General features: G+C 61.5%; 11 protein-coding genes and 2 pseudogenes. 1 reads left to right on the top strand and 12 read right to left on the bottom strand.

All coding sequences use genetic code 11. The features are described from left to right. A pseudogene (locus tag ACRDU5_RS23430) lies at window positions 1-131 on the bottom strand (nitroreductase family deazaflavin-dependent oxidoreductase); the annotation flags it as partial. Window positions 132-153: 22 nt separating this feature from the next. Between ACRDU5_RS23430 and ACRDU5_RS23425 the strand changes: the two are divergent. Then, window positions 154-285: pseudogene (locus ACRDU5_RS23425) on the top strand (nitroreductase family deazaflavin-dependent oxidoreductase); the annotation flags it as partial. 707 nt (window positions 286-992) lie between these two features. Here the strand turns inward: ACRDU5_RS23425 and ACRDU5_RS23420 are convergent. From ACRDU5_RS23420 to ACRDU5_RS23370, 11 genes are read right to left on the bottom strand one after another with little or no spacing between them, the layout of a single operon-like run. After that, window positions 993-1,685, bottom strand: a complete 693-nt coding sequence (locus ACRDU5_RS23420; protein ID WP_526617378.1) for a DUF3298 domain-containing protein — start codon at window positions 1,683-1,685, stop codon at window positions 993-995. A 50-nt stretch (window positions 1,686-1,735) separates the two neighbouring features. After that, on the bottom strand, window positions 1,736-2,425 hold the full coding sequence (locus tag ACRDU5_RS23415; RefSeq protein ID WP_526617377.1) for an Rv1363c family protein: 690 nt from the start codon (window positions 2,423-2,425) through the stop codon (window positions 1,736-1,738). Between the two features lie 26 nt (window positions 2,426-2,451). Further along, the gene (locus ACRDU5_RS23410) at window positions 2,452-3,780 is read right to left on the bottom strand and encodes an MlaD family protein (protein WP_526617376.1); all 1,329 of its coding nucleotides are present in this window, start codon (window positions 3,778-3,780) and stop codon (window positions 2,452-2,454) included. Further along, window positions 3,714-4,799 (bottom strand): MlaD family protein, encoded by a 1,086-nt coding sequence (locus ACRDU5_RS23405; protein ID WP_526617375.1) that lies wholly within the window; start codon window positions 4,797-4,799, stop codon window positions 3,714-3,716. Before ACRDU5_RS23405 ends, ACRDU5_RS23410 begins: the two co-directional genes overlap by 67 nt. Window positions 4,800-4,855: 56 nt before the next feature. Further along, window positions 4,856-5,959, bottom strand: coding sequence for an MCE family protein (locus tag ACRDU5_RS23400; protein ID WP_526617374.1), 1,104 nt, complete (start codon window positions 5,957-5,959; stop codon window positions 4,856-4,858). Then, the gene (locus ACRDU5_RS23395) at window positions 5,956-6,981 is read right to left on the bottom strand and encodes an MCE family protein (protein ID WP_526617373.1); all 1,026 of its coding nucleotides are present in this window, start codon (window positions 6,979-6,981) and stop codon (window positions 5,956-5,958) included. Before ACRDU5_RS23395 ends, ACRDU5_RS23400 begins: the two co-directional genes overlap by 4 nt. Window positions 6,982-6,986: 5 nt before the next feature. Continuing rightward, window positions 6,987-8,027, bottom strand: a complete 1,041-nt coding sequence (locus ACRDU5_RS23390) for an MCE family protein (protein ID WP_526617372.1) — start codon at window positions 8,025-8,027, stop codon at window positions 6,987-6,989. Then, window positions 8,024-9,550: an MlaD family protein gene (locus ACRDU5_RS23385; protein ID WP_526617371.1), complete on the bottom strand. Its 1,527-nt coding sequence runs from the start codon at window positions 9,548-9,550 to the stop codon at window positions 8,024-8,026. Before ACRDU5_RS23385 ends, ACRDU5_RS23390 begins: the two co-directional genes overlap by 4 nt. Window positions 9,551-9,552: 2 nt before the next feature. Then, window positions 9,553-10,407 (bottom strand): MlaE family ABC transporter permease, encoded by an 855-nt coding sequence (locus tag ACRDU5_RS23380; RefSeq protein WP_526617370.1) that lies wholly within the window; start codon window positions 10,405-10,407, stop codon window positions 9,553-9,555. A gap of 2 nt (window positions 10,408-10,409) precedes the next feature. Then, on the bottom strand, window positions 10,410-11,267 hold the full coding sequence (locus tag ACRDU5_RS23375; RefSeq protein WP_526617379.1) for an MlaE family ABC transporter permease: 858 nt from the start codon (window positions 11,265-11,267) through the stop codon (window positions 10,410-10,412). A gap of 5 nt (window positions 11,268-11,272) precedes the next feature. After that, window positions 11,273-11,542, bottom strand: coding sequence for a hypothetical protein (locus ACRDU5_RS23370; protein WP_526617369.1), 270 nt, complete (start codon window positions 11,540-11,542; stop codon window positions 11,273-11,275). Window positions 11,543-11,787 lie beyond the last annotated feature (245 nt).

Genomic DNA, 11,787 nt, shown 5'->3' with positions numbered 1-11,787 from the left:
ACCGGGATCAGCTGCGGTGCCATGCTGCCGCGCTTGGTCACGGTCAGCGTCTCGCTGTTGCTGATGCCGGTCGCCATCGCGATTTTGTTGAAGATCGTCCGGGTGAACCATGGAGGCTTGAGGTAGGCCATGACCTACGAGTTTGATGGCGGTATGCAACTACCGCAATGGTTGGCCCGGTTCAACCGGCACGTGACCAACCCGATCCAGCGGCTGTGGGCCGGCTTCGCCCCGGCATTCGGCATCCTCGAGCACGTCGGCCGGAAATCCGGCAAGCCGTACCGAGTTGGCATTGAGCGTTATCAGAACTCTCGGAATAGGTACGGGTTCGCCACGGTATGAGGTGGCGGCCCGGACTCACTGAACCCGCCCAATGAGTCCGGAGAACTTGACTGGTGTAGTGAGCCCAGCTGTTCGTTCTCGCCTGGCGTGCAACCTCGGCGTTGTAGCTGTAGCCCGCGACGTGAGAACGTTTCGTCGCTGACTCGGTATAACGGTGCGTTTCCCGGATTCGACGATGCCCGTCGAGCATGCGTGAGCTCGATGCCATGCGCAGGTTGATACCGGCGGATCGGGCGTTGAGGATGACGTGACGGGTTCGGGTGGATTGCTGACGATCGATTTCCTGCTCGGTGGGGCGCCGACTTCCGACGAGTCGGATCGGCTCGGTGTTGTGGCGACCACGCATAGGGCCGGACTCCCGCTTGGTGTTCTGGCCGAGGAGGGGTTTCGCTTTGGGCGGCGTGGCTGACGGTGGTGCGGAAGTGGCCGACGCGGTTGTCTGATGCCCGTGAGGCCCTCGGTGGCTCGCCGGTATTCCGGATCCTCGTAGCGCAGGGTCGCCGCACCGGTGAGGCTGCGACCGTCGCCTCCCGCGGGGTGCCGTTGGAACGACCACCCCGGGCCGTTATTCGCCGGCGGCGACGAGCGGCTGGAGCATTGGGTCAAGCACTCAATGCTGGGGGCGCCTGCAATGCTAGTGCCCCTGAGTATCACTCCGTGATCGGTAGGAACTCAGGCGCGATGAGGTCGGCCACCTTCGCCCACGGCACGGTGATCACAGGGAGCCCTCGTCCAAACTGGTGATCCGGGAAGTGCAGCTCGATACCCTCGGCCGTTGGAATCCAGTATTTGAAGTTGATATCGAGCGGGTTGGTCTCGCCGCCGGATCTCCATGAGGGTGGCAGCGTGTAGATGGTCGGCAGAATCGCGGTGGTCTGTTCGGACAGCCGAGTCAGGCCAGCCTGCTTGTCGCGGAAGAGATTGTTCCAGGTGATGAGGACGCCCCTTCGGCTGTCGAATACACGAGTTGCCACTGTATGGAAGGGCATGTTGGGCAGATCCGTGTCGTATTCACCGACGAAGAGTGCGGAAATCGTGAGCGGACGGAATGACAATGTGCCGGTCGATTCGAACGTCCACCGGTGTGTCGTTGATGCGTCCCACGTGTTTTGCCAAACCTGTGCTTCCGCTTCGGCGTCGAGGTCATCGTTGATTGCGGCGGCGATATTCGGTTGGCCACCGTCGATCCGTTGATAATGAACGCTCCATGTGCCCAACCCATCTGGACTGGTACCGGCAATCGAGGCTGGGGCGGCCGCGTAGGTGACGCCATTGGATACCGGTTCCGCCGAGGCCGCGTTCACCGCTGGCAGCGATAGCGCGGCCACCGTCGCCGAAACCAAGACTGCCCGCCGAATCGTATGCATTGCGTTACCTGTGTCGGGTCATAGCGCTAGGTGATGTCGACTTTGCTTGCAAGCCAGTGGTTATCGACGAGTTCCATCGTCATCCTGACCCTGCTGCGGTCGATTCGGGGGTCGGGGTTCACGACGTTGCTGATCGATTGGTCGATAAAGAGCAACACTTCAACTTTGGTCTTGGTAGCGGATTTGATTGCAGAGTCGACGACAGTGCCCGTGCTCATGGCTTTGTTGTCGATCAGGACTTGCCGCAGTTGGCTGGCCGACTGGCTGTACATGTCTTTGAATTCGCCGGTAGCGCCGTTGAGCACCTCAGCGAAATTCCCGTCAATATTTTTGTTGTCGACGCTAGTCAACGTGACGGCGTAGCTTTGCGCTACCGCAAGGGCGGCGCGGCCGGCAGCGGCGGTGTCCTCGCGCTGTTTCAGTTGCCAGCCGAGGAAGCCTGACAGTGCTAGTGCCGCAACGACGACAACGCCGGCCGCCACGACAAGGAGTCGACGGAGCAGACGGTGGCCTCGAGAAGATGCCGGCGTCTCGTGGCTAGCGTCCTCACCCGGCTCCGATGACTTGGTCGCTTCAGCGTCATCGTCATCCTGCGCCGGCGCCTCGGTGGCTTCGCCGGCTTCCGTTTCGGATGTGTTATTTGGCGTCTCGGTGTCGGGGGGGTCGTCGTGCTCGGCGAGCTGTTCGAAGACGTCTTTGGTGTTTGTTCGCTTCATTGCCTGCATCTCCTGGTTGATTGGCTCTACGTTGGTGGTTCTGTGGGCAGTTGTGGCCCACCGTATGGTGTCGGTATTGAGTTGGGGCCCAACGGTGTTGGGTCGGTCTGTGCGTGTGGGTGGTAACCTGGTGGCGGGCCAGCAGTGTCATCGCCGGGTGGTCGCGGCGCGTTCTCGGCACCGCGAACCAGCACGTTGGGGTCGGGGTTGGGGCAGTAGGTGTAGCGATATGGCTCCACGAAGTCCGGCAATGAGGGTGGCCGGCGCGGCAGGTTGTAGTCGCAGCTGTAGCGCGGGTAGGGGTTGAGGAGTCCCCACACCCCGCCGTCGTGGACGATACTGCTCACCGAGTCGATGACCGAGCCACGTGTGGCTGGGAACAGCGCTTGCAGGGCCGGAACCCGGACGTACGAGAGCTGCGCGACAGTCACCAGGTTCGCGAGCAGTTGGACCATGGTCTCGGAGTTGTCGTTGATGATGTTGTCAAGCTCGGTCAGTGGCGCACTGCCGCGATCGACGAGGGTCCGAAAGCCGCCGTCCATGGTGTTCACGCCGGTCAGGATTTCCTGCAGGTTCTGCGAGGTGCGGTGCAGCCCGGGGTTGACGTCGCCGAGTGTTGTCAAGACGAGCCTGCTATTGCGCAATACGCTGACGGTCTCCGGCAGGACGGAATCGAGTGTGGTGATCAGGAAGGCGCCTCCGTCGAGGATGTCCGCCAGTTTCTGTGGCCCCTGGCGTCCTACCCGTAATTCACGGGTGATGGCCGCGAGCTTCTCAGGATCCAGTTGAGCCAGCGCACCGTCGGCTTCACCGAGTAGCTGCGCCAGCGACACCGGAATCGTCGTCTGGTGATCGCCGATGACACTGCCGTCGGTCAGGGCCGGTCCATGGTCGTCCACCGGCCGAAAATCCAGATACTGTTCGCCGGCGGGCGATAGGGCTGAGACGCGGACGAGACTGTTTTGTGGGATCTGCACACCGGCGTCGATGGCCGCTACCGCCGCCACACCGGTGTCGGTGAAGGTGACCGATTCGACGCGGCCGACGGGCGATCCCCGCAGAGTGACGTCTTGGTTCGGCAACAGGCCACCCGACTCGCGTAAGAGCACTCGCACGGCGATCGTGTTGTGTGCCGGATTGAGGTTCACTACCCCGGCGACGTATGCCCCTGCGACGAGCAAGGTCAGGACAAGGCCGATGCATGACACGGCGATACGCTGTCGCGCCACCGCGCGGACGGCATCGACGATCAGACGAGCGGCCCATTCTGCCGCGTTCGACGGCGTCGTCATCCCGGGGGCCCTTGCCCGCTGTCGCGCTGGGCCCCGAATGTTCGGCTTAACAACAGGTTCCATTCATATCTAAGGCTGCCGACCATGGCGTGCCAGTCGGTGCCGTCGGGCATATGAAATCCCGAGTCGCCGGGAAAGTTCATATCGGGCCAAGCGCCGATTGCCAGTTGCGGAACCTCGAGGTTGGCGTGCGCCGACGTCCCATTGGTGAATTTCATGAAGATGCCGATCAGTCGGTTGAGCGCCATCATCGACAAATTTGGATCGGTACTGATGTCGTTGAACGCGCCCGACAGGTTGTTGATATCGGCGATCAGGCTGCGGGTGTCGGTCCCTTGCAGGGAGGGGAATCGGGAGAGTTGGCCCGTAATACGTGCGAGGCCGTCGATCAAATCGGCTAGCTGCGCGGTGTTGTCGGCGATGACGCTTGTTGCTGGGCCTCCGGCGGCGATGGCCTCGTTGAGCGTGCTCTGGTTCGCCGAAAGTGTTTTGGCCAACTCGGAGGTGCTGCGCAGTGCGGTCTGGATCTGCGCCGAGCGGGCGTTTAGTCGGCTTATTAGCGTGCTCGACTCGTGTAGCAGTTTGGCGACCTCACCGCCGCGCCCGCCCACCGCCGAACCGGCGCCATTGATGATGGACGTCAGTTGCCGGATTGCCCCGCCATTGACCAGCAGCGCCGCCGAGCTGAGTAATTCCTCGACCGTTGCGGCGGCGGCGGTCGAGTCGAGGGCGATCGTGTCTCCGTCGCGCAGGAGCGCTGCATCGGCGATCTGGTTAGGAGCGGGCCGGATCGCGACGAAGATGTCACCGAGCGGTGTGGCCGAACGGAGCTCGGCGGTGCTGCCGGCGTGCAACGCAACATCGGCCCGAATGCGCATCTTCACGTAGGCGGTGAAGTGCTGCGCCCGAATCGAATCGACTTCACCGATATCGGCGCCGTTAAGCTTCACCTTCGCCTTCGCTGGCAGGTTCAACGCGTTGGAAAAGGCGGCAGTCAACGAGTAAGTGTTCGCGGTCCCCCCGGGGGCCGGCAGTGGCAGTGTCTCCAACCCGGTCGCGCATCCGGTCAGCAACGTGATCATTGCGGTCGCTGCTGCACATCTGAAGCCGCGACGGGCGTTGCTTCGACCGGGCGTCATTAGTTGACTCCGGCCATCAGTTCGAGCATGCCGGTGAGGCCGAAGTCCGGTCCATAGTCTTTTAAGGTTCCTGTCGCGCATCCAAGCTGCTTATCGCCGATGAGGTTGCAAAGTTCTTTCGCCATCTGACCATTGAAGATGGTCTTGTCGATTAAGCCATGCACGCGCAGAACGCCCGCATTACTGTCGATCGCGTTGTACACGTTGTCGACTGCCAGCGGGGCCACGTCGAAGAATTCCACAAGTTCGCGGCGATAGTCGGTCATGGCCTTGGTTATGGTCTGGAAATCGGCAACTGTGCTCTTCAACCCGTTGCGGTTCTGTTCTAGCAGCGACGTCGCTTGGGCGAGAATCTGATTGATTGTCGCTCCAGTGCTCCCGGTGCCCAGATCCTCATCGGCCAGGATGTCGCTGAGTTGGCGGACGTTCGACCCGAAGTCGCGGATGGCCGTGTCGTTGTCGGCTGCTGCCTGCGTCAACTGCGCGAGGTTGGCGGCGATCGCCTGGATGTCTTTCTTACTGTGGGCGCCGTTGTCGGCACTGAGGCGCAGCGCCTGCGACAGCTGATCGAGCGTCGTTTTGATGTTCTGCCCGTTGCCGGTAGTGATCTTGGCGCCGATACCGACCAGGTCGGCCAGCGGTCCTTGGCCCTGGCCGTCTCCGCGGAGCGCGCGTGACAGCTTATCAACCATCGCCAGCGTGCGATCGAACTCAACGGGCGTGCGAGTCCGAGGTAGGCCCAACACATCTCCGTTCTTCAGCTTGGGTCCGCCGCCGTACGCCGGTGTGAGTTCTATGTGCCGATCGGTCAGAATCGACGTTGACACGGTCACAGCTTGAACGTCCGCTGGGACGTCGACACCATCCTGAATCTCAAGTGTTACTTCGACATAGGTGTCCTTGGGTACGATGCTGGTTACTTTTCCCACGGGCATTCCGAGTACGGAAACAGCATTGCCTGCGTAGAGTCCAACGCTGTCCTCGAACTGCGCGGTCACCACCATTGACTTGCCGGCGCGCGGGATGAGTGTGAACGCAGCGATGGCCAGGCCGGCGGCGGCGATCAGTATCGTGACCGTTAGTAGCGCACGTTTGCGGCTCATTGGCAGTCCTTGAAGTACTCGGTCAGGTTGAACTGTTTGGCTCGGCCGCTGATCGCGCACATCCACGAGTCGGCCATGAAGCCGGCTGGGACGTTGAGGTCGACGGAGTTTCCAGTACCGGTGGCGTTGGCGATATTGCGGATAGGCAGCGGCAGCGCTTGTAAGATGTTTCGCAGCAAGGCGTCATGCGCGCCGATCATCCGCGCGAAATCCTGCACACTGGTAAGCATTTCGTTGATGGCGGGTTGGTCGTTGAGTATTTTGCTGATGGTGTCGACTAACACGGTGGTGCTGGCCAATACCTGCTGCAGTTTGGCGCGTCGGGACACGACCTCCCCTAACAGATCTCGGCCTTGCAACACCAGTGACCCGAGATTGGCTTGCTGGTCACGGATCATGGCGGTGACGGTGTCGGCGCTGCTCAGCAATGTGCCGATTTGATCGCGGCGTCCTGAGATGACGGCGGACAGCGACTTGAGGTTGTCCAGTGCTTGCGGTAGAGCTTCGGGCACTCCGTCGAGGCTGTGAGACAAGACGCTCATTGATTCGGCGATGCGATCGGCGTCGATCTGCTCGAATGTGGTCGTCGCATCGGCCAGGGTTTTTTGCAGGTCGTAGGGAACCGACGTGTTCGCAAGCGGGATAGTGTGGTGGTTGAGGACACTGGCGCCGGCCGGGGTCAACTCAACGTAGCGGGATCCCAGAATCGTGGTCAGTTTGATGGCTGCATGGGTGTCGCTGCCTAACGCAACGTCTTTGCGAGCCTTGAATGCGACGATGACGCGGTCACCGGCCAGTTTGAGGCCGTCCACGGTACCCACGGAGATGCCGGCGATGGTGACCTGGTCGCCGGGGCGAATGGAGGCGGCTTGGGCGAACTCGGCCTGGTATCGGGTCTGCCCCAAGGAGAGGTGGCCGACTATCAGGGTGGCCGCGACGACGGTGGCGATTACGGCCAACGAGATAGTCCCGAGCCAGATCTTGTTGTAGGTCTCGATGGGGCGCTTGAGGCGATCGGACATTGTGGTTACCTGCAAATCGGTGATTGTTGGATTGCACCGCCGGGTGTGGCGCGTTGGACGACGCTGGGGATCAGCCTGCCGAGGAACGCGAAGACGGTGACGTTGATATTGCACGCGTATGCATTGACGTAACTTCCCTCTTGACTGATACGGGCTAGGCCTTTGAGGACAAATGGCAGGTTGGCCCCGAGGTAGGCGAAGCGAGCCTGCCCCTCACCGGTGAGGTAAGCGGCAACTCCCGGTTGGCGTTGGATGAGTTCGTGTACATCGGGATACAGATTGTCTGTGATTGTCGCTAACCTTCCGACTACCGCGCTGATCGAACCCACCGACGCGACTAGCTTCTCCCGGCGACTTCCGAGACCCACCAGCACGTCGCGCGCTTGACTGATCACTGTTTGCAGGTCGGCGTTCTGGGCAGCCAGGTTCGTCACCACGTCGTTGAGGTTGGTGATGACCTCGCCGAGTATCTGATCCGGCCCCGCGAATTGTTCAGCTAAAGCCGATGTTTGGGTAATCAGCGTCAAGATGGAACCCGAATCCCCTTGCAGCGCTTGGACGATTCCGTTGGTGAGGTTATCTACCTGCTGAGGGTCCAGCAGGGTGAACAGTGGCTCGAAGCCATTGAGCAGGTAGGCGATGTCAAATGACGGTTCCGTCTGTTCGAGGGGAATCTGACTTCGGTCCGCAAGCGGTGTCTGTTCTCCCCGCGAGCCCGGGGACAAACCGAGGTACCGCTGTCCAATGATGTTCTGATATGTCACCGCTGCGACGGTGTTGCCGTAGAGGATCTGGTCCTTCTGGACTCGGAAAGTGACCTTGGCCAGGGTGCCCTCCAAATTGACTCGGTCCACACGCCCGACACGGACTCCGGCAACCCGAACGTCGTCGCCGGGATGTAACCCCGAAACGTCGGAGAACACCGCCGAATAGCTGTTCGTCGGGCCTGCAACCTCGCGTCGCAACGTGACGAACACCATCCACGTCGCAACGATCGCCATGATCAAAAAGAAAATCAGGCCGATCAACGGCTTGCGGTAGCTCAAGGAGCACCTCCTGGATCAGGCGCAATGTGAACAGTCGTTCCGCGCACCAGCGGCCCTAATAGCAACTGCGTGGCCGTGTTGGCTTCACCACCCACGATGAGGCTCAGTTGGCCTTTTTCCTGCTGGCTTCCCACTGGCCCAACATTGCCGCCGATGACTGCCGCTTGTGGTTGAACGCCACCCGGCGGACCGGGTTCTGCCGGTGGTGGGGACTCGGCCGGAAGCGCTGGGGCGGGGTCCGACGGTGCGGCCGGGGCCTCGGCAGAAGGGGCTGGCGGTGGTGTTGAAGAAGCAGGCCCAGGCAACCAAGGCCAAGACTCGTGGGCCGGCCGCACCGAATCGCGCGGCGGCGCCAAATTGGGACGATTCTCCGAGACCCCCGGGGGCGGCTGGAACCCCATGGACTCTAGTGCGGGCATCAGCGCGGGGGCTGTGGCCACTTCGGGTGCCGTTTGACAACTCGGGCCCGTTAATTCGCCGTAACGGGGGCAGTCGCCACGAATGTAGGTTCGGTCAGGAGTTAACGAGACGATCGCCTTGATGGTGAAAAGGTTTGTGTCGGGGTTCCACGCCTCGTTGAATTTATCGCTGAGTCTCTGCAGCCGAGTAAAGATGGGCTGGAACTGGCCGCCGTTATCGGCCAGCACGCCCACCACCGGCGTCAGCTGGATGGTGATGTTCAGCAATCTGTCGGTCTGATGGTCGAAGGCATCACCCAGTGTTCGGACTGTGCCGAGCCCGGCGGATAGGAAATCGGTTAATGCGGACCGCTTCTCGGCTATGGTGCGCATCGGCCGTACCGCGCTACCGAGTGCGTCGAACAGGTCGGGAGCCGTGGCGCGCAAGCCATCCGCGGCGGCGGTGAGCGCTGAAATTGTGGACGGGCCAGGGTCGCTGGTAACAACGTTATTCAGTTGGGCGACAATCTCATTGAGATCTCGTCCCGCGTCGGTCAGCTTCTGGCCGCGTCCGTGGGTGGCCTCACCCAGGGTGGCCAGTACTCCGATACTGTTTTCGGCCGGCTGGCGCCCCACGGCGGTAAGTAACTCGCGGAACTTTGTCAGCGTGGTCTGGAACAGCACCGTGGGCAGGCTCTGATCCGGAGGGATGACCGCGTCGGGCCGCAGGGATGCCGAGCCCCTTCCGTTGTCGACCAACTGCACCGACGACACCGCGAAGACGTTTGACGGGACCACCCGCGCGGTCACGGTGTTGGGAATCCCGGCGGCATATTCAGGTGTGAGGTTGATATGGACGATGTTGGGCTGCCCAGCCCGCGCGGGGACGACGTCGGACACGCTGCCCACAAGAACGCCGCGGAATTTCACGTCCGACTTGGCCGGCAGACCATCACCGACGTTAATCAACTCGGCGCTCACCGGCACGACTTTGTCAAGTCGGCCTTCGGATTTCGCGATCATCAGTGCGGCCGTGGCGGCCGCGATCAGCACGAAGCACACGCCCACAACGAAAAGCCGAGGATTAGTCGGGCTGCGAGGGTCGTAATCGAATGAGTTCGGCATGGCTACCCGCCAAACCTCGCGCCGGTGTCGACCCCCCACAGTGCCATGGTCAGCAACATGTTCAAGATGATGACCACGGTGATGCTTGCCCGCATCGCCCGTCCGGCCGCGATGCCCACGCCCGCAGGGCCTCCCGACGCGAAGTACCCGTAATAGCATTGAAGCGTCGAGGAGACGAACACGAAGACGACGGCTTTTATCGTCGCGTACAGAACATCTCGACCGCTCACGAACAAGCTGAAGTAGTGCAGATACGTGCCGGACGATTGGCCGGCGGAGACGCTGACCACCAAGAGGCAGGCCAGATAGCTCACCGCCAGGCAGGTCAGAAACAGGGGAATGATCGCAACGACGGATGCCGCAACCCGGGTGGTCACCAGGTAGGGGATGGGTTTGATGGCCAGCGCGTCGGTGGCATCGATTTCCTCGGCGATGCGCATCGCGCCCAGTTGCGCGGTGAAGCGACATCCCGCTTGGGTGATGAACGCGATGGCAACCATGATGGGCGCCAGTTCGCGTGTCGAACCGAACGCAGCAATCAGGCCGGTCGCAGGACCCAGGCCGAGCAGGTTCAGCGCGTTGTAGCCTTCGACGCCGATCAGTGCGCCCGCGGTGAATCCCAGCACCAACGCGACGCCGACGGTCCCTCCACCGACGACAATCGAACCGTTACCCCACGCGATATCGGAGAGAATACGAAGGAATTCTCGTCGGTGCCGACGCAGCGTGATCGGGGTTGACGTCAGAATCCGGCCGAAGAAGTACGTCATGTGGCCGGCCTTGGCCACCGTCCGGCCTACCGCACCCGCCGCGTGTATGAACGGGCGAGAGCCGGGGAGCGTATACGTTGCAGCCACAGCTAGAGGCTCTGTTGAGGAAAGATGAGGATGTAGAGCTGCGTCATGGTGACGTTGACGAGCATCAGCAGCAGTATTGCTTCGACTACCGCCGCGTTTACCGAGTTCGCCACTCCGGCCGGACCGCCGCGGGTGTCTAGGCCCTTGTGACAACTAACAATCGCGACGATCGCTCCGAACACGATCGATTTCGCAAGAGCCAGTGCCAGATCCCCGACAGTAGCAAAAGAGGCGAAGGTAGTCACAAAGGAACCCGGAGTTCCGTTCTGCATGTACACGTTGAACATGTAGCCGGCGATGTAGCCGACAAAGCAGGTCAACCCGGTCAAGGCAATCCCAACGATGATGACTGCGGCGAACCGGGGAACAACCAGGCGTCGGATCACCGAAACGCCCATCACCTCCATCGCGTCGATCTCTTCGCGCATCGTTCGCGATCCCAGGTCTGCGCTCACAGCCGAACCGACGGCCGCCGCCAGCAGAATCGCGGCCACCAGGGGCGCGCCCTGGCGGACCACCGCAAGCCCGGTAGCAGCTCCGGACAACGAGGTGGCGCCAACCTGGCCGGCAAGCAAACTGAACTGAATCGACAGTGTGACGCCAATTGGAATCGTCACGAAAAGTGTTGGTACAAAGGATGTAGCGGCCATGAACGCGGCCTGCTGGATGAATTCCCGCAACATGAAACGACCGGTGAACAGGTCGACGAAGAAATACTGGATTGTCCGTACGCCCAACACCACCTGCCCGCCCACCGTTTGCAGCGATTGCAAGGGGTGAGACCGCAGATACCGGCGGCCCCAGCCGCCGATCTCCCGAATCGCCGAACGCTCGTCAAGCCCTGGCTGCGATCGGTGAATGGCGGTCACAGACGTGACATTCGCGCCGAGGTGTCGGTGCTCGGCACATCGCCGGCATGAGCGCCGACATCACCGGTGACGTGAACCGCGATCGTTGCGGACCCGACCATTGGAATCTCCATATCCCCGATATCGCATGCCCAATCGGTGGGTCGAACCACCAATAGACAGTCGGCAATGTCAAGCGCGAAACGCAGCAACAGTCTGAGCCATGCCACAAACATGGTCGGTACGTCACGGGCAAGGTCGGCAGTAGACATCGGCCGGTTCACCATCAAGCTTGGGTAGCGCTTGGAATCGGTACGTGGTGGGGCTGTGACGCCAACGCTCCGAACTCGCCCGAGCGAAGTCGGGCACATAGCGTCGTGGCGTTGCGTTACGATCAGTCGCATTGTGGACAGTGTCATGCAGTTGATCCTTGGCGAACTAGACGAGGAACCGGTCGACTCCCGGATCCTCGACGCCGCCGTCGAGTTATTCGGCGAGAAAGGTGAGCGTGCCGTCACGATGACTGACATCG

It is taken from the genome of Mycobacterium sp. (assembly GCF_050701515.1).
Classification (GTDB): domain Bacteria; phylum Actinomycetota; class Actinomycetes; order Mycobacteriales; family Mycobacteriaceae; genus Mycobacterium.
Note: the sequence above shows the minus strand (reverse complement) of the source record. Positions and strands in the feature narration are given on the sequence as shown.

What these genes read in the sequence shown, in the direction of transcription:
- ACRDU5_RS23395 (WP_526617373.1), bottom strand. Translation starts at nt 6,981, where the DNA reads ATGTCCGATCGCCTCAAGCGCCCCATCGAGACCTACAACAAGATCTGG.
- ACRDU5_RS23370 (WP_526617369.1), bottom strand. Translation starts at nt 11,542, where the DNA reads ATGGTGAACCGGCCGATGTCTACTGCCGACCTTGCCCGTGACGTACCG.
- ACRDU5_RS23410 (WP_526617376.1), bottom strand. Translation starts at nt 3,780, where the DNA reads ATGGAACCTGTTGTTAAGCCGAACATTCGGGGCCCAGCGCGACAGCGG.
- ACRDU5_RS23405 (WP_526617375.1), bottom strand. Translation starts at nt 4,799, where the DNA reads ATGATCACGTTGCTGACCGGATGCGCGACCGGGTTGGAGACACTGCCA.
- ACRDU5_RS23385 (WP_526617371.1), bottom strand. Translation starts at nt 9,550, where the DNA reads ATGCCGAACTCATTCGATTACGACCCTCGCAGCCCGACTAATCCTCGG.
- ACRDU5_RS23400 (WP_526617374.1), bottom strand. Translation starts at nt 5,959, where the DNA reads ATGAGCCGCAAACGTGCGCTACTAACGGTCACGATACTGATCGCCGCC.
- ACRDU5_RS23415 (WP_526617377.1), bottom strand. Translation starts at nt 2,425, where the DNA reads ATGAAGCGAACAAACACCAAAGACGTCTTCGAACAGCTCGCCGAGCAC.